Source organism: Gordonia sp. CNJ-863 (assembly GCF_001942325.1).
Taxonomy (GTDB): domain Bacteria; phylum Actinomycetota; class Actinomycetes; order Mycobacteriales; family Mycobacteriaceae; genus Gordonia; species Gordonia alkanivorans.
The window spans coordinates 240,068-263,909 of sequence record NZ_MKKG01000033.1; the positions used below are offsets into that span (position 1 = coordinate 240,068).

The following is a 23,842-nucleotide window of genomic DNA, read 5'->3' on the forward strand; positions in this document are numbered from 1 at the left end:
GCACCGATCCGTCGGATTCGGCGCCGGGTCAGGGTGGTACGAGTCCGTCGGATGTGGCGCCGGGTGTTCCGGCTCCGGGTGATGCGGTGGTGCAGCCGGTTGTTGTTCCGGGTCTGGGTTCGATTCCGGGTCCGCCGGTCGAGGCTCCGTATCAGTCGTATGACCAGTCGTTGTCGCAGAGTTACCAGCAGCCGTATTCGCCGGCGATCACCAATCCTGTTGCGCCGCGGGTTGCTCCGCCGGTGCGTCCGATTGCGCCGCCGCCGGACAAGATCCGTGTGGGTAACTTCGTCACCGACATCCCGAAGGGCCTGTCCGACAGGGATGTGAACTCGATCAATGCGTGGTCGGCGTATGGCGAGGCGAAGATCGCTCAGGGTTTGATCTCGGTGGGTGTGCCGGAGGACGAGGCGAGTCGTCGTGCTGCTGCCACGATCATCGGTGTGATGGCCGGTGGCACGGCTGGTGCTGTCGCGCTGAGTATTCCGTCGGCGGTGGTTGGTGCTGTTGGTGGGGCCGGGGTCGGTGCCGTCGCCGGTGCGATCGTCGGGTCCTTGCCTCCCTACTACATCTTGGGTGGTCCGGGCGCGGCGATTGGGGCCGGAGCCGGTGCTGCGATCGGAGGCGTCGGTGTTGGCGTGGCCGGAGCTGCACTTGGATTCGCAATTGGTGGCACCGCAGGCGGTCTGCTTGCGTACTCACTCGGTGCAGGCGACCCCGGGGCTAATCCGGATGAACCGTGGAAGAACGACGGCCCCCGACACGCGTTGCCGGAGAACGACGGCTCGAACCAGTTCGAATTCCACCTATCGGCGGAGGACGCTCGTCGTTCAGGTCTTCCGGCAGTCGATTACGTCGTGAACAACCGTGGAGATGTGGACGTTAAGGTCGGGTCTTCGGTCCACAAATGGTCCGGTCAGCAGGCTCGCTCGCCGTATGCCGTGTTCGGTCCGCATGCTGAGAAGTCCGTTCGGGACTGGACTAGGGCGCAGTCGGACAACCTGAAGAAGACCATTCCGGGGAGTGAAGTTCTCTGGCCCGGGGAACTGTCCAGGTAACAGTTGCTCCGTTTCGCGTAAAGCTACTCGACCAGGTCGCAACCGTGTTGTCCGCACTGAATGAAATTGCAAGCGAGGAAGACACGTTCAACGCGCCCGTGAAGGGCAGTCGAAGGGAGATCGATGAAGAAGTTACTTGTGGCGCTTGCCGGGGTTATTGCGGCGGCGATGGGTCTGGTTGGTGTTGGGACGGCCTCGGCCGCACCGGTTCCACAAGTCTCGCCGACCGGGTACAACTTCGGAACGTTCGGTGACCATGCCTCGTGTCGCGGTGCGATCAATGTGACGGTGGATGCACCAGCGAAGAAGCGTGGAGTTGTGCGGGTGACGGCGCGATCGCACGGCTTTACCGGAGACGGTGCCGGATGGAAACGAAATCCCAAGTGTCGGGTACTCTTCGGGAATTTCTTTACCAGCGTGCGCGGGTACAACCTTGAAAAGTGGGTAAGCGGAACGTTTGGGCCGAGGCCAGGGGAGAAAAAGGTCTGGGAGATTGCCACGGGATCCGGTCCCGTCAGTCTTGGGTTCGGCGGTTTCTCGCCTAATAGTCAGGTTCGGGTGCCCGCCGGTTATGGGGCGACGATCTACATGCTGGTTCCCTGACTTCTTCCCGTGGTGCCGTTCACTGTTCGTGGACGCGCGCCGAATGGCCCGGCGGGCGCGCCTCAGCCGATTGGGTACGGCGCCTACCTTCTGGTTCCATAAGGACCGATGACTGCTCCAACACCTCGCGACGGCGACCCGCAGATCTGGGATGAGCGGGCCGTCGTCGTTTGTGGAACTGCCGGCGGGGTCGGCACGTCTGTCGTGTCGGCCCTTCTCGCCGAACATCGCGCCGCGTCGGGTCTCGGCCTGCTCTCGTGGTGGGTCGATGCCTCCGGCAACGACTGCGACATCGAACTCCGCCTCCGCGGGACCGGCAACGAAGAGTTGCTGCGCACCGCGTCGGGCACGGGCCTGTGGCTGCCGCCCGACGAGGCGGCCGTCACCGACGCCGTCGTCGAGGTGTGGCGGCAGGGAGCAGTGCCGGTGATCGACGCCGGGGCGCATCCGCTGACGCTGCTGCCCGAACTCGCCGAGGACGACCTCCCGAACCTCACGCCCGTCCTCGTGATCAGCCCACGCCCCGACCTGCTCAACCGGGCACGCGTGATCTTCACGGAGTGGGACCGCGCCGGCGTACTCGAGAACACCGTCGTGGTGATCGACTCCCAGCTGCCGGTACAGCAGCAGACGGGCCTCGCGGACATGCTCGTCGGTGTGGTGTCCGGGGCGGTCGGCCCGGTGATCGGCCTCGATTACGATCCGGTCCTCGGCGCCGGGACCTCACTCGACCAGGGCGCTCGACGCGGGTTCCTGCCTGCAACGGTCGAGTCCATCGCGAAACTCGCGGCAGCTACGTCGAACCGGCACTGACAGCGATTCCAGAGTGCGGCCTGAGTGCCGGAAAACGGCACCCAGGCCGCACTCTGGGAAACCGGGCCCTTTCGAAACAGGTCTCGAAGGTGCAGCATGGGGCAGTATGACCGGGTCCACGCGCACACCGCTCAACGCCAAGCAGGCCACCGAGGTCGTCGCCGACCCGTGGCGCGTCGTCGCCGACAGACTCGTGGCCGGCTACCGCACCGGTTCGATGGTGCGGGGTCTCGAGTTCGTGACCAGGATCGTCGACGCGGCAGAGGAAGCCAACCATCATCCCGACGTCGACCTGCGTTACGGGTCAGTGCATCTCGCTCTCACGACACACAGCACGCATCAGCTGACCGAAGCCGATGTGGCGCTGGCCAACCGGATCACCGGGATCGCCGCCGAGATGGCGGTCGAGAAACTCGTGGGCCCGGTGACGGCGATCGAACTCGCGATCGACGCCATGGACATCGGTGCGATCCGTCCGTTCTGGCAGGCAGTCCTGGGTTACTCCGACGGGAATGACAGGGAACTCGCCGAGCTCGCCGACCCGACCGGGCGGCTGCCGTCGGTGTGGTTCCAGCAGATGGATGAAGCTCGCCCGCAACGTAACCGGATTCACTTCGACCTTTGCCTACCGCACGACGAGGTGCACGAACGACTGCAAGCGGCGATCACCGCCGGTGGGCAACTGCTCTCGGACGAGTTCGCACCGGCGTGGTGGATTCTCGCCGACCCCGAGGGCAACGAGATCTGCTTGTGCACCTGGCAGGAACGGGACTGAAACACCTGCGGAAAAGAAACAAGCCGGTTCGATCGAGATGATCGAACCGGCTTGTGAAACACAATTTTACGAGCAGAGGCCCTCGTCCTGCGCCGCCTTGGCGACCGCCGCCGCAACGGCCGGTGCGACCCGGTCGTCGAGCGGGCTGGGCACGATGCGATCGGCCCGCAGGTCGTCGGCGGCCACCGAGAAGATCGCCTCTGCTGCAGCGATCTTCATGCCCTCGCTGATCCGGCGTGCACCCGCGTCGAGTGCGCCCTTGAACACGCCCGGGAAGGCGAGCACGTTGTTGATCTGATTCGGGAAGTCGCTGCGACCGGTCGCGACGACGGCCGCGTACTTGGCGGCGGCCTCGGGGTGGATCTCCGGATCGGGGTTCGACAGCGCGAACACGATCGAGTCGTCGCTCATCGACGCGATGATCTCCTCGGGGATCAGGCCGGCCGATACGCCGATGAAGACGTCGGCGCCGTCGAGGGCCTCCACCGCTCCGCCGGTCAGGCCGCGCGGGTTGGTGCGGCTCGCGAGCTCGGCCTTCGACTCGTTCAGGCCGTCGCGGCCGGCGGAGACGATGCCCTTCGAGTCGAGCACGATGACGTCGGTGATGCCGACCGCGAGCAGGATGTTGGCGCAGGCGACACCCGCGGCGCCGGCACCGGAGATGACGACCCGCAGGGTGGTGATGTCCCGGCCGAGGTGGGTCACGGCGCCCTTCAGGGCGGCGAGGACCACGATCGCGGTGCCGTGCTGGTCGTCGTGCATGACCGGGCAGTCGAGCGCCTCGATGACGCGGCGCTCGATCTCGAAGCATCGCGGTGCCGAGATGTCCTCGAGGTTGACCGCGCCGAAGCTCGGACGCAGACGGATCAGGGTCTCGACGATCTCGTCGGGATCCTTGGTGTCGAGAACGATCGGGATCGAGTTGAGTCCGGCGAAGCTGCGGAACAGTGCGGACTTGCCCTCCATGACCGGCAGCGACGCACGCGGGCCGATGTCACCGAGGCCGAGCACAGCCGATCCGTCGCTCACCACGGCCACCAGACGGTCGGTCCAGGTGTACTTGTTCACCAGGGTGGCGTCGGTGTCGATCGCGCGTGACACCTGGGCGACGCCCGGGGTGTAGGCGATCGACAGGTCGCGCTGGGTGTCGATGGGCGCGCGAAGTTCGACGGACAGCTTGCCGCCGGCATGCGCCAAGAAGATCTCGTCGTCGGTGATCGGCAGATCGGCAATGGTCGGTTCGGTGATCGGGGTATCGCCCATACGTGTGTCCTCCGTGCTTGTCACGGTCGGGTCCTCCTGAATGCCGCGAAACGCGGGTTGCATCGTCTCGCCGGCCACGCTGCCCGCGAGCTGTAGAGATCCGCATCGACGCGAGAGCGGATGGCTCAGCGGACGCGATCAGGGCCCGCGAGCGAGGTGACGCTCGTTACGGCCACATTAAGTGTCTCACTGCTTGGGATCGCCATGAAAGGCGGGTCGGCCCAGGTCGCGGCGTCATCGCCTATTGGTAAGGTACGACTTGTGTCTATGTTGCATACCTCTGCTGAATCCGCTGCTGAGCGGGTATATGCCGAGGTCAAAGAGCGAATTCTCACAAACGAGATCGCCGGCGGTGAGCTGATCAGCGAGGGCGAGATCGCCTCGAAGTGCTCGGTGAGCCGCACTCCCGTGCGGGAGGCTTTTCTGCGTCTCGAGACCGAAGGGTGGATGCGGCTCTACCCGAAGCGGGGAGCGCTCGTGGTGCCGATCGGCGACCGCGAGAAGCGTGACGTCGTCGACGCGCGCCGCCTCCTCGAGGGACACGCCGTCCGGTCGGTCACGTCTCGGCCCGCCGCCGTCGCCGAGCTGGCCGAGCGACTCCGCGACAACCTCGCCGCCCATCGACGCGCCGACGCGACCGACGTCGCCGAGTTCTCCCGGCTCGACGCCGCGTTCCACCAGCTCATCGCCGCAGCCGGCGACAATCCGCTCCTCGCCGACTTCTACACGACGCTGGGCGAGCGGCATCGACGCATGACGATCGCCTCGGTGCATCGTGACGCCGGGGTTGCGGCGCGCATCCTCGCCGATCACCTCGATCTCCTCGGCGCCATAGAAGCCGCCGACGCCGACCGTTTCGACCACCTCCTGGCGGGGCACCTCGCCGGTGTTCACGACCTCCCGGGGGAACCCGCATGACCGACAACCGCAACCGCTTCGGATGGCCCGCCGTCTCGCTGGCCGTCTTCGCGGCCGCGTGGGGCGGCAACGAGTTCACCCCGCTGCTGGTCATGTACCGGCAGATCACCGACCTGTCGCCGGTCGTCGTCGACGCCCTGCTGTTCGCCTACGTGCTCGGCATCGTGCCCGCCCTCCTGATCGGCGGGCCGCTGTCGGACCGGTTCGGTCGGCGGCCGCTCATGCTGCCGGCACCGGTGTTCGCGGCGCTGGGCTCGGTGTTGTTGGCCGCAGGGTCTCAGTCGGCGGCCCTGCTGACCGTGGGACGCATCTGCAGCGGCATCGCACTCGGTCTGTCGATGGCGGTCGGCGGAAGCTGGATCAAGGAGCTGTCCGACCGCGACGGTGCACGGGCCGGAGTCGGCGCCGGGCGCGCGGCGATGAGCCTCACTGCCGGCTTCGGTGTCGGCGCAGGCGTCGCCGGTGTGCTCGCCCAGTGGGGCCCCTGGCCGCATGTGCTGCCGTATCTGGTGAACATCGCGATCGCGGTCTGCGCGGGAGCCCTCCTGACGGTCGTGCCGGAGACGCGATTCCGCAGTTCGACGCCGGGCCGTCTGATCGACGACCTGCGCATCCCGGCCGCCGGTCATCGACGGTTCATGTTCGTCGTCCTGCCGGTCGCGCCCTGGGTCTTCGGCGCCGCGGCGTCGGCGTACGCGATCATCCCGGCGTTGATGTCGGCACGGACTTCCGGAGCGCCGATCGCCTTTGCCGCCCTGTGCTGTGTCCTGGGACTCGGCGCCGGGTTCGGCATTCAATCGGTGGGTCGACGCATCGACGTTCCGGGGAGCTCGCGTGGCGTGGTTGTCGCCCTCACGACCCTCGTTGCGGGCATGCTCGTCGCCGCACTGGCGGCACACGTGCTGACGGTCTGGCTGTCCCTGATCGCCGCGACCCTGCTGGGTTGCGGCTACGGCATGGCGCTGATCGCCGGGCTCCTGGAGGTGCAGCGCATCGCCGGGCCCGACGACCTCGCCGGCCTGACCGCCGTCTTCTACAGCGTGACCTACCTGGGCTTCGCCGTCCCGGCGCTCCTGGCATGGATCACCGAGAAGTGGACGTCGATCACCTACACCGAGATGTTCACGTTCGGTGCGGTCGCGGCGCTGGCCTGCCTCGCCGTCGCCGCGTCGGGGCACACCAGGCATCGCCCGGAAGTCCGGCCGGTGTCCGGCGAGCGGCCGATGCGCGACGAGAGCGTCGTCACCGGACAGTCGCACTGAGACGACGCCGGGTACCCTGCTGAGTGTTTGGTCGGGGCCCGGAAGGGAGTGGAAACCGGGTCTCACCGTGGGTGTGACAAGCGAGTGTGGAAAGGCGCGGGGTGATGGTGCTGGCTGCGTGGGTCGTGATCGTGTCCGCGCTGGTGCTGATCCTGCCGGGCGCCTTCGTGGGTCGGCGGATGAACCTGCCCTGGCCGGTGGCGTTCGCGGCCGGACCGGCCATCACGTTCGCCCTGGTCTCCATCCTCACCGTCCTGTACTCGGCGGTCGGCTTCGAATGGAACGCGGTCTCGGCGCTTGTCGGCTTGGTCCTGGCCCTTGCCGGCGCCTGGCTGTACTCACGGCTGCTCGGCACGGGGATCGGACGTCGTCTCGCGCCGGTACCCACTGACACCGGCGAACCTCGCGTCGGCCGCACCGCGATCCTGCGTGCGGCTGCAGGCCTCGGGCTCGGTGGACTCATCATCGCGATCACCTGCATCCGACCGGTGGCCAAGACCGCCTTCGCGGGACTGAACAACATCTCGCAGGTGTGGGACTCGTTGTGGCACGCCAGTTCTCTGCGATGGATCGACGAGACCGGGATCGGTTCGGCCATGCGCATGGGCGAGCTGATGAACTACGACACCCAGGGGTTCAACTACTACCCGAACACGTGGCATGCGCTGGGTGCCTTGCTGTTCCCGCTGACCGGCGCGAACCCGGTCGAGCTGTACAACACGTATTCGCCTGCGGTGCTGGCCGTCACGGTCCCGCTGGGTGTGGCGTCGTTGGCCTACTGGTTCGCCCGGCACCGCTACGACGTCGACAACTCTGCGTTGATCGCCGGCACGGCCGCCGCCGTCGCCGCGCTGTTCCCGTCGCTGCCGTACGTCGAGGTGCAGCTGACCTCGGTGCCCAATGCCGTCGGCGTGAGTCTGGCTCCGGTAGCAGCGGTCCTGGTTCTGAGCGTCGTCCGAGACCGGTCGCGAGTGGCACCTGCGGCCCTGGCCGTGGCCGGCGTGACCGCAACGCATCCGTCCGGTCTGATTCTCGTCGGCGTCATCGTCGGCCTGTGGTGGCTGTGTGAGGGTCTGTGGCGTCCGGCGACGAGTCGTTTGGCAGATCTCGCGACCCTGGCTGTCACCGCCGTCCTCACGATGATCTTGATCTCCCCCGTGGTGATCGGCACGATCCGCGTCGCCGACACCAACGAACTCCCGTTCTTCGACTTCCGGGAAGAAGGGATCGGAGTGCTGCGCGGCCTGGCGCAGGGCGCGTTCAACGGCACGATCCCGCTGGAGCTCAACCACTTCCCGATCTGGCCGCTGATCATCGTGACCGTCCTCGGCCTCGGGGTGCTCGCCTGGCTGCGATGCTGGGCGGGACTCGCCGTCTGGCTGGTCTTCGCGCTCGTGACGACCAACTCGGTGGTCTCGCTCGGTCTGCTGTCGTACCCGCTCGGCGCCATCGGCGGCTACTTCTACAACTCGCCGCACCGCCTCACCTTCGTCGTCGCCATCTTCTCGGCCGCGGCCGCCGGTGTCGCGATCGGCGTCGCGGTGATCGCGCTGATCGGCGTCATCGGGCGGCGGTTCGCGCAGTCCGACGAGACGTCCGTCAAGGGCACCGCTCGCGCGGGTTGGCTGGTCGCGTCGACGTACGTGGTGTTGCTGGCGTTGATCGCCGGTGCCGCGGTGGTCCGCTACCCGCCGAACGCCCAGATCGCGTCGAAGGAGCGCGGTGGCAAGTATGTCGGTCCCGACGACCTCGCCGCCTACGCATGGCTCGCCTCGCAGCCCGACGCCCAGGACGTGCTCGTCCTGAACAACCTGGACCAGGGCACCGGCTGGCTGTACCCGGTCACCGGCGTCACCCCGATGTTCCCGTTCTATCGGGCCAACGAGTTCTCCGAACGGCAACGCGACCTCTTCTGGGGCGTCGCGAAGATCGGCGCCGACCCCGCGACCGACCAGATCGTCCGGGACATGAACGTGCACTATGTGATCGACTCCCCGACGAGTTACTGGGAGTTCCAGCGCGGCCGACCCGATCCGGCGAACGGCCACCAGGGCGACCCGTTCCTGGAGCTGCGCGAGAACGGCGCTCCTGGACTGACAGAGGTGTTCCGCCAGGGCGAGGCCGTCGTCTACCGCGTCAACGAACTGGTTTACCCGCCTGTGCCGGCCGAAGGTGCGCCGCCGGTCGAGGCGCCGCCTGCCGGCTGACCGATTCGATTCCCGCTATCCGGATTCCTTCCCGCTGATCAAATCCAGTCAGCGCAATGGAAGCAGAACCGCGGCAGGGAAGTGCGCACGCGGGAATCGGACTGGGGTTAGCGTCGAGACATGCAGCCGTGGATGTGTGTTTTCTGCGCAAACGAGTTCGCTCCGGACGCCGACCTACCCGAGGTCTGCCCGATCTGTGACGACGATCGGCAGTGGATCCCGACGAGCGGGCAGCAGTGGACCCGGCTTGACGAGAACGCCGACAACGCGCTCGATGTTGCCGAAGAGGAGCCGGGTCTCATCCGGCTGTCGCTGCGACCGGCGGTCGGCATCGGGCAACGAGGATTCCTGGTGGCCACCCTGAACGGCAATATCCTCTGGGAGCCGCCGGGGTTCATCGGTCCGTCCCTCGTCGGCTGGCTGGAAGAGCACGGCGGTGTCGAGGCCATCGCCGCCAGCCACCCGCACCTCTACGGCGCGAGTGTCTCGCTCAGTCATCGGTTCGGCGGGGTCCCGGTCTTCTACAACGATCTCGATCGTCGATGGCTGACCCGGCCGGACCCCGTGGTCGAGTTCTGGTCCGGCGAAGCCGAGGTTCTCGGCGGAGTGCGACTCATCCAGTGCGGCGGACATTTTCCCGGCAGCGCTGTGCTGCACCTACCGGACGCCGCCGACGGTCGGGGAGCGCTGCTGACCGGCGACACCGTCAAAGGTGTCATGCAGCCGGGAATGGTGACGTTCATGCGCAGCTATCCGAACATGATCCCGTTGTCGCCCAGGCTCGTTCGTCAGATCGTCGACCGGGTCACGGCCCTGCCGTTCGACCGGCTGTACGACGCATTCGGCGTCGTCGTGGACAAGGACGCACGCGAGGTCGTCGAGACGTCGGCCCGGCGCTACATCGGGTGGGCCACCGACGAGATCATCGATCCCGACGATCCGTACGCGGCTCGGTGACGGTTCAGGCGTCGGGGTAGCCCGTCGGGTTCTCGGACTGCCATCGCCACGTGTCGACGCACATGTCGTCGATCGTCTTGGTGGCGTGCCAATTGAGATCGGCGTTCGCCCGGGTGGGATCGGCATACGACGCGGCGATGTCGCCGGGTCGGCGGGGTGCGATCTCGTACGGGATCGGCTTGCCGCTGGCCTTCTCGAAGGCGTGGACGACCTCGAGGACCGAGACACCCTGCCCGGTACCGAGGTTCCACGTCGACATGCCGGTGTCGCCGGTGCTGATCCGGTCCAGAGCGGCGACGTGTCCGGCGGCGAGGTCGTCGACGTGGATGTAGTCGCGGACGCCGGTGCCGTCAGGGGTGTCGTAGTCGTCGCCGAAGACCGACAGCTTCTCGCGCCGGCCCACCGCGACCTGCGCGACGAACGGCATCAGATTGTTCGGGATGCCCGACGGGTCTTCGCCGATCTGACCGCTCGGGTGCGCGCCCACCGGGTTGAAGTAGCGCAGCGCGGCGATCCGCCAGGCGTCGGAACTGGCGGCGACGTCGCGCAGCACTTGCTCGATCATCACCTTCGTCCAGCCGTACGGATTGGTGGCCGACGTCGGGAGGTCCTCGGTCATCGGTAGCTCGGGGTCCGCACCGTAGACGGTCGCCGACGACGAGAACACCAGCGTGTGGACGTCGTGGCGTTCCATCGCCCGCAACAGCGAGAACGTGGTGCCGAGGTTGTTCTGGTAGTAGTCCAGCGGCTTGGCCACCGATTCGCCGACCGCCTTGTACCCGGCGAAATGGATGACCGCGTCGACGTCCTCGTGAGCGAAGAAGTGTTCGGTCTTGTCCACGTCCGCGAGGTCGAAGGCGTGCACCGGGATGGAACGACCGCTCAACGCCTCGAGCCGACCGACCACGGTGGGCTTGGCGTTGCTGAAGTCGTCGACGATGACGACGTCATGACCGGCGGAGACCAGCTGGATCACGGTGTGCGAGCCGATGTAGCCCGCGCCGCCGCTGACGAGTACGCGCATGAAACCACCGTAGGCGGCGGACCTGGGAGAACGCCAAACGACCGGCAGCGGTCAGCCCGTCACCCGCTCGGTGGCGGCGTATTTCTGTTCGACGGCGTCCTTGGCGGGCTGCCACCAGTCGGTGTTGTCGCGGTACCAGTCGATGGTGGCGGCCAGGCCGGCGCGGAAGTCGTTGTAGTTGGGTTGCCAGCCGAGTTCGGTGCGTAGGCGGGTGGAGTCGATGGCGTAGCGGCGGTCGTGGCCGGGGCGGTCGGTGACGAAGTCGAACGCGTCGGTGGGTTGGTCGAGGAGTTCGAGGATGGTTTCGACGACGGTGCGGTTGTCGACCTCGCCGTCGGCGCCGATCAAGTAGGTCTCGCCGATCCGGCCCTGGTCGATGATGGTCCACACCGCGTCGTTGTGGTCGTCGACGTGGATCCAGTCGCGGACGTTGCGGCCGTCGCCGTAGAGCTTGGGGCGCTCACCGGAGAGGACGTTGGTGATCTGGCGGGGGATGAACTTCTCGATGTGCTGATACGGGCCGTAGTTGTTCGAGCAGTTGGAGATGGTCGCGGCGACGCCGAAGGACCGCACCCACGCCCGAACGAGAAGGTCGGAACCGGCTTTGGTCGAGGAATACGGGCTCGACGGGTTGTAGGCCGTGTGCTCGGTGAAGCGGGCCGGGTCGTCGAGGTCGAGGTCGCCGTAAACCTCGTCGGTGCTGATGTGGTGGTAGCGCACCTGATGGGCGCGCACAGCCTCGAGCAGCGTGTAGGTGCCCACGAGGTTGGTGTGGACGAACGCCGACGGGTCGACCAGGGAGTTGTCGTTGTGGGATTCGGCGGCGAAGTGCACCACCAAGTCACTCTCACCGACCAGTTTGTGGACGAGGGCGGCGTCGGCGATGTCGCCCTCGATTAGTTCGACGCGATCGGCGACCGGGGCCAGGGTCTCGGGGTTGGCGGCGTAGGTGAGTTTGTCCAGCACCCGGATCGAGACGTCGGGGCGGGTGGCCAGGGTGCGCAGCACGAAGTTGGCGCCGATGAAACCGGCACCACCGGTCACGAGAACACGCACGTCGTTCCTTCCGCCTGAGGTATTCGTGGACGTCACTCTACCGAGGCGCCGGGTATGCAGTCGGTGAGCCGGATCGTCGGGCACTAGGCTGAAGCGCATGCGAGGGATCATTCTGGCCGGTGGTACGGGCACGCGCCTGCACCCGATCACGCAGGGTGTGAGCAAGCAGCTCGTCCCGGTCTACGACAAGCCGATGATCTACTACCCGCTCTCGACGCTGATGCTCGCCGGCATCCGCGACATCCTCATCATCACCACCCCGCACGACGCACCCGCCTTCCAGGGGCTACTCGGCAACGGTGACCAGTTCGGGATCAACCTCACCTACAAGACCCAACCCTCACCCGACGGACTCGCCCAGGCCTTCACCCTCGGCGCCGACCACATCGGCGACGAGTCGGTCGCACTCGTGCTGGGCGACAACATCTTCTACGGTCCCGGTCTCGGCAGTCAGTTGCAGGGATTCGAGAACGTCGACGGCGGTGCGGTCTTCGCCTACTGGGTGTCGAATCCGGAGGCCTACGGTGTCGTCGACTTCGACGCGAACGGTACCGCGATCTCGCTGGAAGAGAAGCCGGCACAACCGAAGTCGAACTTCGCGGTGCCCGGCCTGTACTTCTACGACAACGACGTGATCGAGATCGCCCGTGGTCTGCAGCCCAGCGCCCGCGGTGAGTACGAGATCACCCGCATCAACGCCCACTACCTCGACCGCGGCAAACTGTCGGTGACGGTCCTGCCGCGCGGCACCGCCTGGCTCGACACCGGCACCTTCGACAGCCTTCTCGACGCCGGCAACTTCGTGCGTACCGTCGAACAACGCCAGGGTCTCAAGATCGCTGTGCCGGAAGAGATCGCGTGGCGTCGGGGCTTCCTCGACGACGACGGGCTCCGGTCCCGCGCGGAGAAGCTGCGCAAGTCCGGCTACGGTGACTACCTGCTCGAAATCCTCCAGCGAGGCAAAGGGTTTTGAGTAAACATCCGACGCGAAAGGCTCATCCATGAAGGTGCGACCGCTCACGATCGACGGCGCGTGGGAACTCACGCCGGTCCAGCACGGTGACGCACGCGGCCTGTTCGCCGAGGCATTCAAAGGAGACCTGCTCGCCGAGGTGATCGGCCATCGCTTCGACCTTGCCCAGGTCAACCTGTCGGTGTCCGCGGCGGGTGTGCTGCGCGGTGTGCACTTCGCCGATGTGCCTCCCGGACAGGCGAAGTACGTCACCTGTGCGTCGGGCGCCATCCTCGACGTCATCGTCGACATCCGCGTGGGGTCCCCGACCTTCGGCACCTACGACACCGTCCTGCTCGACGACGTCGACCGCCGTGCGGTCTACCTGTCGGAAGGGCTCGGACACGCGTTCTGTGCGCTGGCCGACAACTCGACCGTCACCTACCTCTGCTCCACCGGGTACAACCCGTCCGGTGAACACGGCATCAATCCGCTCGACCCCGAACTCGGCATCGAGTGGCCGACGCACGCCCGCGACGGGTCGCCGCTGGAGTACGAACTGTCCGAGAAGGACACCGCCGCACCGGGTCTCACCGAGGCGCGCGAGTCGGGGCTGCTTCCGGATCACGACGACGTAACCGCATTCCTGCGGGGGCTCGCCGGCGATCAGCTGTAGTGACCTGACGCTTGTCCTCAGCCGCCGTATGCCGCTCGGTCACTCACTGATCTCGACATCGAAACGCATCGTCGTGGCGTAACGGTCGGCGGGGTGAATTCCCTCGAAGACCCCGATGAGCCCGTCCTCGGTGATGAATCGCCGCGTTATCGCGAGTGCCGGGCTGCCTGCTGCCGCCCGAAGATGCTCGGCTTCGTGGTCGTCCAACAGGGTGACCGCGATGGACTGTTCCAGACTCTGCAGGGTCAAGCCGAACTCGCGGGTGATGCGAGGGAACACGGCAGTTTGCGCATCTGCAACACGGTCTCGGACCGCGACGGCGTATTTGGTGGGAATGTAGTAGGTGTTGAAACCCATGGGCAGGGGATTGTCGACGGTTCGTCTCAGCCCCGTCCACTTGAGCCAGTCGCGCGCGTCGCCGAGGAGCAGACGACGACTGTCGAACACCGCGGCCGGTCCCGGCTCATCGATCAACTCGAACCGGGTGCTCTCGGTGTACTGCCGCACAGCATTGTCCTCGTCCGATGCCCGCAGGATGTAGCGTGCCTGCGAGACGTACGACAGCACCGTGGTTCCGACGCCCCGCTGGCGGGAGATCAGACCGCTCTGTCGTAGATCTGCCATCGCGGCACGGACCGTGTGGCGCGAGACGCCGAACCGGGCGCACAGTTCCATCTCGGTCGGGAACTTGCTGCCGATGTCGTATTCGCCTGCCGCGATCTCTGCCCGAAGCGTTCGCGAGAGCTCGCGATGGAGCGGGCCGCCGCGCCTGTCGCGTGGACTGTTCGGCTCGCTGTCTGAGTTCTCGGATTCGGTCACGGAGTTCCTTGATGTAGAGCGTCGGGTCGACTGCGTACCGTCCTATCAGAAGTCGCCCCCGTTGGGGTGTGTGGCGCTTGTTTCGGACGTGCGTCTCCCGCAATGTCCGGACTTGGATGAGACCAGCGGCGCCGCGATGGACGGGTTGAGCGTTCTCGTGCACGCACGCCGAACGGCCAGTCGCGTCGGCGTCCGAGTTCGCCGCTGCGCAAACCGCCGAGCACGCCCGACGATGGTGCGAAAGCCCAGTGAGACAACATTTCCTGTCTGTCTCCCAGTAGCCTGCCGGCATCGGTGGCATTCCGGCGACCTCGCCTTTTGATGATCGTGCGCGCGGGCCGATCGCCGCCCCTGCGGTAGAAGGTGGGATGCGTCACTGGACGACCCTTGTGGAGATCTGGGTCTCTAGGCTATACATTGTCCGTACAAATGAACGGCAGCACGAATGGCCGTGCGCGCTCGCGCGTGCGGTGCCGGCGAAGCCGGACTCGCCACGCACCTGAGTCGGCCCGTTCAGAGCATCGCGTGGAGGTACGTGCGGCGAGTTCTCCATTCCGTGCAAGTGAGGTCGAAAGATGCTGTCCGGGCACCGTCTTCATCTGAACACGTCGGCTTCGACGAGAAGTCGGGCTGCTGCGTGCGTTCGACACCGTGGCTTGTGGGCCGTCGGTCTCTTCGGCGTGCGTCCGTCCCGTGATGTCCGAACAAATGTCCTGCGAAGAAGGGTTCTAGGAGTGAAACAAGTAGGTATGGCGGTAGCGGCGGCGGCGGCGGCGTTGGTGCTGCTGGCATCGGGAACCTCACCGGCTTCGGCGGCTCCGCTGCCGAACGGGTACAAGAAGGTTTCCGAGGGTGCCGTGACGGTGCAGACCTGGCGTACGGGCGAAACCGCGATGCCCGCGACGTCGATGGCCGCCAACGGCATCGGGCGTTCAGCGGTGCTGTCGGGCGAGGTCACGACGCGGGTGTCGAAGGGGGAGGGCCGGCTGAGGGTCGGGTACCTCGTCGGCTGCCAGGTCTCGGTCGGCAACCTGACCGCCGGTGTGTCCGGGACGCTGTCCGCGGCCCCGACGGTCTCTGGCAGCATCTCGTTCCCGCTGGCGCCGGGCGAGATCAAGGCCGTCCAGTTGTCCGTGCAACCCATCGTCGACGGACTGGCTCGGTATCAGTATTCCGGGCTGGAGGTCGAAGTGCAGGGTTGTGGTGGATTCGCGCAGGCCCGTTCCTTCGCGAAGGTGGAGGCGGTCGAGGGATACGCCGTCGATGCAGGCACCACGGCGAACAACATCGGCGGCGAGGGTGCCTACGTGCAGTCGACCCTCTACGGCAAGCCGTTCAGCCTCAACTGAGCCGAATTCCCCAGCGAGAGAGAAGAACACAGCGGATGAATAACAGGATTTTGGCCGTTCGCGGAGTAGTCGCCCTGGCCGTCGTAGCCGGGGCAGGTTCTGCCCTGGGGGCGGGTTCGGCCGTCGCGGGACCACTGCCGGGCGGTTCGGCATACGAAGACCTCGGCGGCGGCACGTCGATGACCGCGAAGCTGGCCGAGGAGCGGGTCTCCTACCAGCGATCGGGTGTGGCCGCGGTGCCGACCAGCCGCGAGGTCTGGGTCAGTGGCAAGGTGCGCGTGTCCCTGACGGGCAAGGCGACCGGCGGCATCATCAAGGGCGGCTACGTGGTGGGCTGCCAGGTCAATCTGGCGGGTGTCGGATTCTCGGGCAATTCGACGGCGAACCAGTCCGGCATGGCGTCGGCCGGCGCCGGTTCCACGCTGTCCCTGGGACCCGGTCAGGCGGCGTATGTGCCGATCATCAACCAGACCAATTCGCTGGTCGATGCCGACAACGAGCTGTACCGGATCAACGGGTACAAGTTCGCCGGCACGCGCGCATCCGTCGCCTACAGTCAGGAACCGTTGCGGGTCAACGGATGCGCCGGGTACGCCCAGGCGCGGGCGCGGATGTCCATCCAGGTCACGGCGGGCGGGCTCAAGAGCGAGACCGTCCTGTGGGGCAAGCCGTTCAGCTTGGGCTGATCAAGGTTCCCTCTCACGGGTGAGGCGGTTCCCACTTCGGACAGGTGCGTCGGAGTGGGGACCGCTCGCCGTGGTCGAGAGCCGTGGTCGAGAGCCGAGGCGCCGCACTATACGAGCCCTCAGTCCTGAACGCCGCCGGTCTCTCCCGGTCGGTGCGGCTTCTCGGCGTTCTGCAACGCGATCGCGCGCGCCAGGCGTGCGTACTTGACCTCGAGGTCGCGGAACCGCAGGTATGTGGACACCGTGGTGAACGCGAACGCGATGACCAGTAGGAACAGCACGAGGTCGAGGCCGCGTTGGATTCCGATCTTGTTCGCGACCCAGGTGACGTCGTCCTGGCGCAGCATCGCGTAGAGGCCGAAGCCAACGAAGGCGACGAACAGGATCTTCACACCGGCCGACGACCGGGCGGTGCCGCGGTTGACGACAAAGAAGCCGACGAGCGCGAGCAGGCCGATGATCGCGAGGATCTGGAACCAGATCATGCGTTGTTCACTTCCTCATCCGGGTGTGGAACAGGCCGTCGGCGACGATGTTGACCCCGTTGATCAGCGACTGTCCCTTCGCGCGTGAGTATTCGGTGTAGAGGATGGTGACCGGTTGCTCGGCGACCCGCCACTTGTGGTGGTCGATGAGCGCGATGAACTCCGAGGCGTGACTCATCCCGCTCATCAGGAGGTCGAGGTCGTCGGCGACCTTCTTGTTGAAGACCCGAAGTCCGTTGTGCGCATCGGACAGTCCGAGCCGCCGCGTTCGCGGGCTGAGGAACACGATGGTGCGCAACGCCATTCGGCGCAGCAGCGGGACTGATTCGCTGCGTCCCTCGGCGAAGCGGGTGCCGACGATGATGTCGACCGGTTCGGTTCGCAGTCGGGCGACCATCGCCGACACGTCGTCGACCTGGTGCTGTCCGTCGGCGTCGAAGGTGACGAAGAAGCGCGCGCCGGGCTGCTTGCGGGCGTACTCGACGCCGGTCTGGATGGCGGCGCCCTGCCCGAGGTTCACCGGGTGCCGCACGAGATGGACGCCGGCGGCCCTGATCTCCTCGGCCGAGTTGTCCGACGAGCCGTCGTCGACGCAGACGATGTTGGGAAATGTCTCGCGCGCCTTGGCGGCGACCCCCCGGATCACCTGTCCCTCATTGAAGACGGGTACCACCAGCCAGACGTCGGCATTGGTGATGGGGTCGGCCATGGTGAACAACCCTAACCCGGCCGGTCGCGGTACTGATCGCCCGGCACGGCCCGGCTAGTCTGGTCGGGTGCCGATCGACGTGATGATGCCCTTCTATGGCGACGTCGCGCAGTTCCGCGAGGCGGTGACCAGCGTCCTCGACCAGAGTGACCCGGATCTGCGGCTCGTGGTGGTCGACGACTGCTATCCCGACCCCACGCCCCGCCAATGGCTCGCCTCGCTGAACGACGCCCGCGTCCGCTACGTGCGCAACCACACCAACCTCGGCGTCAACGGCAACTTCCGGCGCTGCGTCGACCTCGTGACCGCCGACTGGTTCGTCGTCATGGGCTGCGACGACGTGATGCACGCCGACTACCTGGCGACGGTCCGCACCCTGGCCGGGCACCACCCGGACGCGTCGGTCATCGCGCCCGGAGTCGACGTCATCGACGAGAACGGCCGTGCGGTGCGTCCGCTGGGGGACCGTATGAAGAACGTGCTGGCGCCCTCCCGGGCGACCGTGCTGTCCGGTGAACGCCTCGCGACCAGCCTCTACCACGGCAACTGGACGTACTTCCCGTCGTTGCTGTGGCGGACCGCCGCGGTGGGTGAGGTGGGTTTCCGGCCGGGACTGGAGATCGTCCTCGACCTTGCGCTCCTCGTCGACCTTGCCGCCGCCGACGGCTCACTCGTCTACGACCCCGAGGTCGTGTTCTCCTACCGCCGCCACAGCGCTTCGGTGAGTTCGGTGCAGGCCGTCGACGGACGGCGCTTCGACGAGGAGAACCGCTTCTTCGCGGAGGAGGCGCAGCGGTGCGCGGAACGCGGCTGGCCCAAGGCGGCGCGGGCGGCCCGGCTGCATGCGACCTCGAGGATGAACCACCTGCAGGCGCGGGTTGGTGCGCAGGTCGGCAAGGTTTCGACGGGGCTCACCCGGCGACAGGGGCACTAGGCCGCCGCAGCACCCCGACCATGTGCACGCCGAGGCCCACGAGTGGTCCGACGACGAGGGCGACGCAGGTCCGGACCTCGACGTCGGCCGGGATCAGCAGCATCCCGACCGCGACCACGGTCGCGACCCACCACCCGGCCGCATACCAGCGGTGCGCGCCGGCGGCGATCGCGGCGGCACCGGTGACGGTCAGCAGGGCCAGGCACGTGGCACCTGCGGTGAGGAGTGCGACGACGTAGCCGTCGAGGTTGAAGTCGGCGCCGAAGACCGACCGGAGCAGCCAGGGCCCGACCAGCCACGCGGCCGCGACCCCGACCCCGCCGACGATGCCGACGATGCCGAGCGGAGCGGCCAGCGCGGCGATCCGCCGATCGCGGCCGTCCACGAATCGCGAGATCAGCACGCCCTGGAAGCTGTTGAGCGGCACCAGCAGCGGGGCACGCGTGAGTGTCACCGCCAGGATGAGTGCGCCGATGATCCGGGCCTCGTCGGCGTCGGGGGTGCCGCGCAGGTTGGCGGTCAGGTTGATCAGCACCGGGAAGCCCATGACGAGAACGGCACTCGCCGCGGCGGCGGCCATCGCGGTCAGGGTGTTGGTGGTGAGTCGACGCGGCGACACGTCCCCGCCGATCCCGACCGCCCGGCGGGCCGCCGATGAACCGAGCAGCAGCAGGCCCCACGACGCGGAACCGATGACGGTGATGACCAGGAATGCTGTGGTGCCCCAGCCGGCGGCCACCGCGACGACGGCACCGGCGAGACGGATCAGCGCGTCGACAGACAGCAACACCGCGAACGACGACCAGCTCAGCATCCCGGACAGGGCGCCGCACAGGTGTGCGTACACCGCGAAGCTCGCCACCCCGACCGACAGCAACGCCACCGACAGCCAACGCTGATCGGTGAACACCTCACCGCTCCACAGCGGCGAGGTCGCGGCCACGAGCGCGGCCAGGCCGACTCCGATCCCGACGTTCACGGGCAACGGTCGCGACCGGACGGCATCGTCGGAGGCCGCGCGCACGGCACGCGTCGTCTCCTGCAGCTGACCGTTCTGCGCACCGGTGACGAGGCCGTAGGCCGCCCAGAACACCGCGAAGACTCCGTACCCGATCGCGCCGAGATGTCGTGCGGCCAAGAGCAGCACGACATAGCCCGACGCGGCGGCGATGAGCGTCGCGATCGTGACGCGTCCCAGCGACCGCGCGTCGGTGTCGGTTCCCTCGGCCGCGCCGGAAGGGGAGTCCGGCGTCGGTGCCGGCGTGTCCGTCGTCATGAGGTGCCTCAGGACGGAGTGGGGAACGGCGGTAGCTCGGGGGTGAACAGCCAGGCGTCCCACAGGTCCTTGAGCGGCTTCGACGAGTGGTTGGCGGCGAGCGACATGAAGTCCTCGGTGGTCACCGACCCGTAGCGGTACTTCTCGGTCCAGCGGCGAAGCAGGGCAAAGAAGTCGCCGTCGCCGATCCGCAGACGTAGGGCGTGCAGCGTCAGCGCACCGCGTTTGTAGACCCAGTCGTCGAACATCTTGCGCGGGGTGGGATCGGCCAGCGGCACCTTCACCGGCGCGGCGTCGAGCTTCTCGTAGTAGTGGCGGGCCCACTCGTCGGCGCTTCGGCCACCGGATCGCTGGCTCCACAACCACTCGGCGTAGCAGGCGAACCCCTCGTGCAGCCAGATGTCCCGCCAGCGCGCGGCGGTCACCGAGTTGCCGAACCACTGATGTGCGAGCTCATGGGCGATGAGGCGGTCGGCGTCGCGGCTGCCGTCGCAGTGATTGGCACCGAAGGTCGAGAAACTCTGTGCCTCGATGGGGATCTCGAGTTCGTCGTCGGTGACGACGACGGTGTACTGCGGGAACGGATAGGGCCCGAACATCTCGATGAACGCCGAGATCATGTCCATCTGTGGTCCGAAATCGATCCCGAAGTTCTCCTCGAGACGGGACGGGATGAGCCCGGTAACCGGAAAAGGCTTGTCGGCCAACGGGATCTGCTTGTACTGGCCGATCTGGATGGAGGCCAGGTAGGTGGGCATCGGCTCCACCTGCTGGTAAACCCAGGTGGTCTGTGCGGCGCGGACCCGCTTGGACTCCAGCACGCCGTTGGCGAGCGCGTGGTACGGACTGTCGGTGGTGATCGAGATCCGGTACGGCGCTTTGGCACTCGGGTGATCGTCACACGGGAACCACGATGCGGCGCCGTTGGGCTGGTTGGCGCACAGCGAGCCGTCGGTCAGTTCCTCCCAGCCCACCTCGCCCCACGGGCCTCGAATCGGACGGGGGCTGCCGTGGTAGCGGACGGTGATCGTCATCGCGCCGCCGGGCGGCACCGGGGTGTCGGGGGTGATGGTGAGTTTGTTGCGGCGATGGCTGTAGCGGGCGCGCTTGGTGTTGACCGAGACCCGCTGCACGGACATCGTGCCCGCGAGATCGAGGGTGAAGCGCTTGAGCTCGCGCAACGACGTCGCGGTCAGGACCGCGGTGCCGTCGAGGCGATTGCTCGCGACCTTGTACTCGAGTTCGAGGTCGTAGCGCGAGATCCGGAAACCGAGATTCCCGTTGTCCGGCACGTACGGATCGAGGACATCGGACGGTGCGCCCAGGACGGGCTGCCCGGTATTTGCTCGCGACCCCAGGCCAGACTTTCCCGGCACTCTCGACTCCTACTCCGTTCTGCCGTATGGCATGTTCGCCGGCGGTCGGATGGCCGTGGCCCCCGGGCGCCGGTACGGTGCCTTTGGTCACGACGCGGTTGCGTTTGATGACTCGATTTCGGCGTAACACCCGCGACGAGGTGATGTCGTCGCGGACACTGTGAGAGTACCTGGCGGCGGGGATCCGGGCCCGCCCGACGATGCGAGGAGCAGGGTTATGAGCGGATTCGGCAGTGTCGCGCAGTTTCTCGCGCGATTGATACTCGGCATCATCTTCATCGCCCACGGCTGGCAGAAGCTGGTGACGCAGGGGATGGACGCCACGAAGGTGGCCTTCGGTCCGGCCGGCATGGACGTGCCGTACCCCGATCTCGCCGCGTACTACGCGACCTGGGTGGAACTGGTCGGCGGCATCCTGCTGATCCTCGGCCTGCTGCTTCCCATCGTCGCCACGCTGCTGATCGCGGACATGATCGGCGCGATCGTGTTCGTGCACTGGGATGCGGGATTCTGGAACGCCGACAGCGGCTACGAATGGCCGCTGGCACTGATCGCCGGTCTCCTGGCCGTCGGCTTCACCTCGGCGGGACGAGCGGCCGCGGACAGCTACATCATGCGACGGCGGCGTCGAACCGACGTGGTCTGACCTCGACTCTCGTCGGGTCAGGCGAACGCGAGGCCGTCGATGGTGGCCGAACTCCGCGAGGCGGTGTCGTTGTCGGCGAGCTGAGCCACCAGGCGAGCGATCACCGTGCGTTCCTCGTCGGCGTGGTGCAGGCCCACTCCGTCGATCTCGCCCGGGGTGAGGATCTCCAGGGGATCGGTGTCATGCCGGTGGATCACGGCGGCACCGAGAAGGCGCTGTGCCTGACCGGGGTCGATGTCCCAGAGAGCGTCGGCGGTCATGAGGTAGAGGCGGATGGCCGTCGGGTAGTCGTGGAGGTTGACGAGCGCCCAGGCCCAGTGTTTGGCGACGTCGACGGTGTCGGCTTCCCCGCGGCCGTGGGTGCGCACGTACTTGCCGTGCAGCTCGCTGCAGAGGTAGTTGGCGTCGGTCCACAGCTGCAGGTGCGACATGCATCGGACGCAGTCGTGCAGGTTGGACAGATACTTCGTCGAGTACGGTCCCTCGCGTCGTGCCCTGACCTCGCGGAGGACCGAGAATGCGGCGAGCGCATGCTCGTATTCGCCCGCGGAGAGGAGAGCTTCGGCCTCGACCTGCAATTCCTCGATCATCTTCGTCATTCTGGTCGATTCCGCTGACGGTTACCGGCGTATTGACCGAACTGGGACAACCCGCGCCGATCTCTGGCACAGGCCACGACGGGCTGGCATCGTGACAAGGATGAAGGACGACATCGGCAGCACCCCCGAAGGCTCCGACGGCGAGTACAGCCTTGACGAGGACGATCAACTCCAGCCGGAGGACACCCTGGTCGACCGCGGCGTCGACGACGTCCTCGACGAGGGATTCTCACCACCCGACTACCGGCCCAAAGGTGCTGTCCACGGGCTGACGGCCCAGGAGCAACGCGAGGGCGAGAGCCTCGACGAGCGGCTGGCCGAGGAGGAGCCCGACGTCGGGGCGGTCGATCCGCTCGACGAGATCACCGCCGACGAGCGCGCCAAAAAGGATTGGCGCGCACATGATTCCGACCGGAGCGAGGAGTTCGACGAAGACCACGAGGTCGGTGACCGACGAGCCGGTCGGCTGATCGCGCCGGACGAGGGTTCGGGTATCGACACCGAACCCGAGGCCATCGCCGCCGACGCGGGTATCGACGGCGCGGGCGCCTCGGCCGAAGAAGCCGCGGTGCACTACATCTCTGACCAGGAGTAGCTACTCGGCCGGCTCAGGAGTAGCTACTCGGCCGGCGGGGTGAACTGCGCGAGCGTCACGATGATCGTGTCGCGGATCGCGGTCTTGTCGAGCCCGAGGTCTGTGAGCGCGGCGGCCACCGAGTCGTCGGCGAACAGCCCGAGCAGCAGGTGTTCGGTGCCGACGTAGTTGTGCCCGAGGTCGACGGCGACGCCGACGGTCGCCTCCAGGACGGCCTTGGCCGCGTCGTCATAGGGCACGACGGTCGACGCCTCGGAATCCGGGATGTCCCGCGGCGCCGGGACGAGGGGCGCCATGGCCTCCGTGAACGCCTCGACGTCGACGCCGAACTCCCGCAGCACCACGAAGACCAGGGCCCGCGGATCGACGCTCATCGACGCGGCCACGTGGGCGGGGGTCACGAATTCGGCCCGATCCGCGGCCGCCGCACCGTTGGCCGCCATCAGGACATTCGCCGCGCGGGGCGTGAACCTCGAGAACGGGTCCGACGCGTCGGCCGGTCCCGCCCCGGCATCGCCGGTCGTCGACACCCGGTCGACGAATCGCTTCTGAGCTGCCTGTTTGCTGACGCCCATGCTGGTTCCGATCGCGGTCCACGAGGCCCCGGAGCGGCGAGCCTGGTCGACGAAATGGCCGATCAGGCTGTCGGCGACCTCGTCGAGGTGGGCCGCGGCGAGGACCGCATCGGACAGTTGGTCGAGCGGGTCGTCGTGCACCTTGCGGATCGCGGCGATCAGGTCGTCGAGGCGAACGGGAATGCGGTTCTTTGCCATGCGTCAACCGTAGATTGACGAGACTCGGCCG

Annotated in this window: 25 protein-coding genes; 15 read left to right on the forward strand and 10 right to left on the reverse strand. The window is 67.0% G+C overall.

Going from position 1 to position 23,842, the window contains the following annotated elements; all coding sequences use genetic code 11:
• The 4 genes from BJF87_RS16965 to BJF87_RS16980 form a co-directional block, all read left to right on the forward strand.
• On the forward strand, window positions 1–1,058 hold a 1,058-nt coding region (locus BJF87_RS16965; RefSeq protein WP_075863600.1), incomplete at its 5' end, for a hypothetical protein.
• A 123-nt stretch (window positions 1,059–1,181) separates the two neighbouring features.
• Window positions 1,182–1,661 (forward strand): hypothetical protein, encoded by a 480-nt coding sequence (locus BJF87_RS16970; RefSeq protein ID WP_005198347.1) that lies wholly within the window; start codon window positions 1,182–1,184, stop codon window positions 1,659–1,661.
• Window positions 1,662–1,769: 108 nt separating this feature from the next.
• Window positions 1,770–2,474: a hypothetical protein gene (locus BJF87_RS16975; RefSeq protein ID WP_006356932.1), complete on the forward strand. Its 705-nt coding sequence runs from the start codon at window positions 1,770–1,772 to the stop codon at window positions 2,472–2,474.
• 106 nt (window positions 2,475–2,580) lie between these two features.
• The gene (locus BJF87_RS16980; protein ID WP_075863601.1) at window positions 2,581–3,249 is read left to right on the forward strand and encodes a VOC family protein; all 669 of its coding nucleotides are present in this window, start codon (window positions 2,581–2,583) and stop codon (window positions 3,247–3,249) included.
• A gap of 66 nt (window positions 3,250–3,315) precedes the next feature.
• Here the strand turns inward: BJF87_RS16980 and BJF87_RS16985 are convergent, their stop codons facing one another.
• The gene (locus BJF87_RS16985) at window positions 3,316–4,512 is read right to left on the reverse strand and encodes an NADP-dependent malic enzyme (protein WP_006356930.1); all 1,197 of its coding nucleotides are present in this window, start codon (window positions 4,510–4,512) and stop codon (window positions 3,316–3,318) included.
• 267 nt (window positions 4,513–4,779) lie between these two features.
• On the opposite strand from BJF87_RS16985, the gene BJF87_RS16990 reads away from it, so the two are divergent.
• The 4 genes from BJF87_RS16990 to BJF87_RS17005 all read left to right on the forward strand — a co-directional run bounded on the left by BJF87_RS16990 (window position 4,780) and on the right by BJF87_RS17005 (window position 9,856).
• A complete protein-coding gene (locus BJF87_RS16990; protein ID WP_035755285.1) occupies window positions 4,780–5,430 on the forward strand; it encodes a GntR family transcriptional regulator in 651 nt (216 codons plus the stop codon).
• The gene (locus tag BJF87_RS16995; protein WP_035755283.1) at window positions 5,427–6,692 is read left to right on the forward strand and encodes an MFS transporter; all 1,266 of its coding nucleotides are present in this window, start codon (window positions 5,427–5,429) and stop codon (window positions 6,690–6,692) included. Before BJF87_RS16990 ends, BJF87_RS16995 begins: the two co-directional genes overlap by 4 nt.
• A gap of 104 nt (window positions 6,693–6,796) precedes the next feature.
• Window positions 6,797–8,899: a DUF6541 family protein gene (locus BJF87_RS17000; protein WP_075863602.1), complete on the forward strand. Its 2,103-nt coding sequence runs from the start codon at window positions 6,797–6,799 to the stop codon at window positions 8,897–8,899.
• Window positions 8,900–9,019: 120 nt separating this feature from the next.
• Window positions 9,020–9,856, forward strand: a complete 837-nt coding sequence (locus BJF87_RS17005) for a hydrolase (RefSeq protein ID WP_075863603.1) — start codon at window positions 9,020–9,022, stop codon at window positions 9,854–9,856.
• Between the two features lie 4 nt (window positions 9,857–9,860).
• Here BJF87_RS17005 and galE read toward each other — a convergent pair whose 3' ends face one another.
• Together galE and rfbB are read right to left on the reverse strand one after the other, a co-directional pair.
• Window positions 9,861–10,880: a UDP-glucose 4-epimerase GalE gene (galE, locus tag BJF87_RS17010; protein ID WP_035755276.1), complete on the reverse strand. Its 1,020-nt coding sequence runs from the start codon at window positions 10,878–10,880 to the stop codon at window positions 9,861–9,863.
• 51 nt (window positions 10,881–10,931) lie between these two features.
• A complete protein-coding gene (gene rfbB, locus BJF87_RS17015) occupies window positions 10,932–11,936 on the reverse strand; it encodes a dTDP-glucose 4,6-dehydratase (RefSeq protein WP_075863604.1) in 1,005 nt (334 codons plus the stop codon).
• 97 nt (window positions 11,937–12,033) lie between these two features.
• Between rfbB and rfbA the strand changes: the two genes are divergently transcribed.
• Complete coding sequence (rfbA, locus tag BJF87_RS17020; RefSeq protein ID WP_075863605.1) at window positions 12,034–12,909, forward strand: glucose-1-phosphate thymidylyltransferase RfbA; 876 nt, start codon at window positions 12,034–12,036, stop codon at window positions 12,907–12,909.
• Window positions 12,910–12,937: 28 nt separating this feature from the next.
• The gene (locus BJF87_RS17025; protein ID WP_075863606.1) at window positions 12,938–13,564 is read left to right on the forward strand and encodes a dTDP-4-dehydrorhamnose 3,5-epimerase family protein; all 627 of its coding nucleotides are present in this window, start codon (window positions 12,938–12,940) and stop codon (window positions 13,562–13,564) included.
• 39 nt (window positions 13,565–13,603) lie between these two features.
• Here the strand turns inward: BJF87_RS17025 and BJF87_RS17030 are convergent, their stop codons facing one another.
• Window positions 13,604–14,383, reverse strand: a complete 780-nt coding sequence (locus BJF87_RS17030) for a GntR family transcriptional regulator (RefSeq protein ID WP_075863607.1) — start codon at window positions 14,381–14,383, stop codon at window positions 13,604–13,606.
• Between the two features lie 734 nt (window positions 14,384–15,117).
• Here BJF87_RS17030 and BJF87_RS17035 point away from each other — a divergent pair.
• On the forward strand, window positions 15,118–15,732 hold the full coding sequence (locus tag BJF87_RS17035) for an MspA family porin (RefSeq protein ID WP_316042973.1): 615 nt from the start codon (window positions 15,118–15,120) through the stop codon (window positions 15,730–15,732).
• A gap of 35 nt (window positions 15,733–15,767) precedes the next feature.
• Window positions 15,768–16,418 carry an MspA family porin gene (locus BJF87_RS17040; protein WP_075863609.1) on the forward strand — a complete coding sequence of 217 codons (651 nt, stop codon included), beginning with the start codon at window positions 15,768–15,770 and terminating at the stop codon, window positions 16,416–16,418.
• A 119-nt stretch (window positions 16,419–16,537) separates the two neighbouring features.
• Here BJF87_RS17040 and BJF87_RS17045 read toward each other — a convergent pair whose 3' ends face one another.
• Window positions 16,538–16,903 (reverse strand): DUF2304 domain-containing protein, encoded by a 366-nt coding sequence (locus BJF87_RS17045; RefSeq protein WP_075863610.1) that lies wholly within the window; start codon window positions 16,901–16,903, stop codon window positions 16,538–16,540.
• A 7-nt stretch (window positions 16,904–16,910) separates the two neighbouring features.
• On the reverse strand, window positions 16,911–17,612 hold the full coding sequence (locus BJF87_RS17050; RefSeq protein ID WP_075863611.1) for a glycosyltransferase family 2 protein: 702 nt from the start codon (window positions 17,610–17,612) through the stop codon (window positions 16,911–16,913).
• A 67-nt stretch (window positions 17,613–17,679) separates the two neighbouring features.
• Between BJF87_RS17050 and BJF87_RS17055 the strand changes: the two genes are divergently transcribed.
• A complete protein-coding gene (locus tag BJF87_RS17055) occupies window positions 17,680–18,546 on the forward strand; it encodes a glycosyltransferase family 2 protein (protein ID WP_075863612.1) in 867 nt (288 codons plus the stop codon).
• Here the strand turns inward: BJF87_RS17055 and BJF87_RS17060 are convergent.
• Both BJF87_RS17060 and BJF87_RS17065 read right to left on the reverse strand, forming a co-directional pair.
• Window positions 18,524–19,822: a polysaccharide biosynthesis protein gene (locus BJF87_RS17060; protein ID WP_075863613.1), complete on the reverse strand. Its 1,299-nt coding sequence runs from the start codon at window positions 19,820–19,822 to the stop codon at window positions 18,524–18,526. The two genes, BJF87_RS17055 and BJF87_RS17060, sit on opposite strands and share 23 nt — an antisense overlap.
• A gap of 8 nt (window positions 19,823–19,830) precedes the next feature.
• Window positions 19,831–21,198 carry a M1 family metallopeptidase gene (locus BJF87_RS17065; protein ID WP_006356905.1) on the reverse strand — a complete coding sequence of 456 codons (1,368 nt, stop codon included), beginning with the start codon at window positions 21,196–21,198 and terminating at the stop codon, window positions 19,831–19,833.
• Window positions 21,199–21,415: 217 nt separating this feature from the next.
• Here BJF87_RS17065 and BJF87_RS17070 point away from each other — a divergent pair, with 217 nt between their 5' ends.
• Window positions 21,416–21,844, forward strand: coding sequence for a DoxX family protein (locus BJF87_RS17070; protein ID WP_006356906.1), 429 nt, complete (start codon window positions 21,416–21,418; stop codon window positions 21,842–21,844).
• Window positions 21,845–21,861: 17 nt separating this feature from the next.
• On the opposite strand, the gene BJF87_RS17075 is transcribed toward BJF87_RS17070, so the two are convergent.
• Window positions 21,862–22,434 carry a hypothetical protein gene (locus BJF87_RS17075; RefSeq protein ID WP_035755297.1) on the reverse strand — a complete coding sequence of 191 codons (573 nt, stop codon included), beginning with the start codon at window positions 22,432–22,434 and terminating at the stop codon, window positions 21,862–21,864.
• A 109-nt stretch (window positions 22,435–22,543) separates the two neighbouring features.
• Here BJF87_RS17075 and BJF87_RS17080 point away from each other — a divergent pair, with 109 nt between their 5' ends.
• On the forward strand, window positions 22,544–23,038 hold the full coding sequence (locus BJF87_RS17080; protein ID WP_006356908.1) for a DUF5709 domain-containing protein: 495 nt from the start codon (window positions 22,544–22,546) through the stop codon (window positions 23,036–23,038).
• 23 nt (window positions 23,039–23,061) lie between these two features.
• On the opposite strand, the gene BJF87_RS17085 is transcribed toward BJF87_RS17080, so the two are convergent.
• On the reverse strand, window positions 23,062–23,811 hold the full coding sequence (locus tag BJF87_RS17085; RefSeq protein ID WP_075863614.1) for a Clp protease N-terminal domain-containing protein: 750 nt from the start codon (window positions 23,809–23,811) through the stop codon (window positions 23,062–23,064).
• Between the last annotated feature and the right edge of the window lie 31 nt (window positions 23,812–23,842).

What these genes read in the sequence shown, in the direction of transcription:
- BJF87_RS16985 (WP_006356930.1), bottom strand. Translation starts at nt 4,512, where the DNA reads ATGGGCGATACCCCGATCACCGAACCGACCATTGCCGATCTGCCGATC.
- BJF87_RS17045 (WP_075863610.1), bottom strand. Translation starts at nt 16,903, where the DNA reads ATGATCTGGTTCCAGATCCTCGCGATCATCGGCCTGCTCGCGCTCGTC.
- BJF87_RS17025 (WP_075863606.1), top strand. Translation starts at nt 12,938, where the DNA reads ATGAAGGTGCGACCGCTCACGATCGACGGCGCGTGGGAACTCACGCCG.
- BJF87_RS16980 (WP_075863601.1), top strand. Translation starts at nt 2,581, where the DNA reads ATGACCGGGTCCACGCGCACACCGCTCAACGCCAAGCAGGCCACCGAG.
- BJF87_RS17060 (WP_075863613.1), bottom strand. Translation starts at nt 19,822, where the DNA reads ATGACGACGGACACGCCGGCACCGACGCCGGACTCCCCTTCCGGCGCG.
- rfbA (WP_075863605.1), top strand. Translation starts at nt 12,034, where the DNA reads ATGCGAGGGATCATTCTGGCCGGTGGTACGGGCACGCGCCTGCACCCG.
- BJF87_RS17050 (WP_075863611.1), bottom strand. Translation starts at nt 17,612, where the DNA reads ATGGCCGACCCCATCACCAATGCCGACGTCTGGCTGGTGGTACCCGTC.
- BJF87_RS17005 (WP_075863603.1), top strand. Translation starts at nt 9,020, where the DNA reads ATGCAGCCGTGGATGTGTGTTTTCTGCGCAAACGAGTTCGCTCCGGAC.
- BJF87_RS17070 (WP_006356906.1), top strand. Translation starts at nt 21,416, where the DNA reads ATGAGCGGATTCGGCAGTGTCGCGCAGTTTCTCGCGCGATTGATACTC.
- BJF87_RS16970 (WP_005198347.1), top strand. Translation starts at nt 1,182, where the DNA reads ATGAAGAAGTTACTTGTGGCGCTTGCCGGGGTTATTGCGGCGGCGATG.
- galE (WP_035755276.1), bottom strand. Translation starts at nt 10,880, where the DNA reads ATGCGCGTACTCGTCAGCGGCGGCGCGGGCTACATCGGCTCGCACACC.
- BJF87_RS17085 (WP_075863614.1), bottom strand. Translation starts at nt 23,811, where the DNA reads ATGGCAAAGAACCGCATTCCCGTTCGCCTCGACGACCTGATCGCCGCG.
- BJF87_RS16990 (WP_035755285.1), top strand. Translation starts at nt 4,780, where the DNA reads ATGTTGCATACCTCTGCTGAATCCGCTGCTGAGCGGGTATATGCCGAG.
- BJF87_RS16995 (WP_035755283.1), top strand. Translation starts at nt 5,427, where the DNA reads ATGACCGACAACCGCAACCGCTTCGGATGGCCCGCCGTCTCGCTGGCC.
- BJF87_RS17000 (WP_075863602.1), top strand. Translation starts at nt 6,797, where the DNA reads ATGGTGCTGGCTGCGTGGGTCGTGATCGTGTCCGCGCTGGTGCTGATC.
- BJF87_RS17040 (WP_075863609.1), top strand. Translation starts at nt 15,768, where the DNA reads ATGAATAACAGGATTTTGGCCGTTCGCGGAGTAGTCGCCCTGGCCGTC.
- BJF87_RS16975 (WP_006356932.1), top strand. Translation starts at nt 1,770, where the DNA reads ATGACTGCTCCAACACCTCGCGACGGCGACCCGCAGATCTGGGATGAG.
- BJF87_RS17080 (WP_006356908.1), top strand. Translation starts at nt 22,544, where the DNA reads ATGAAGGACGACATCGGCAGCACCCCCGAAGGCTCCGACGGCGAGTAC.
- BJF87_RS17075 (WP_035755297.1), bottom strand. Translation starts at nt 22,434, where the DNA reads ATGATCGAGGAATTGCAGGTCGAGGCCGAAGCTCTCCTCTCCGCGGGC.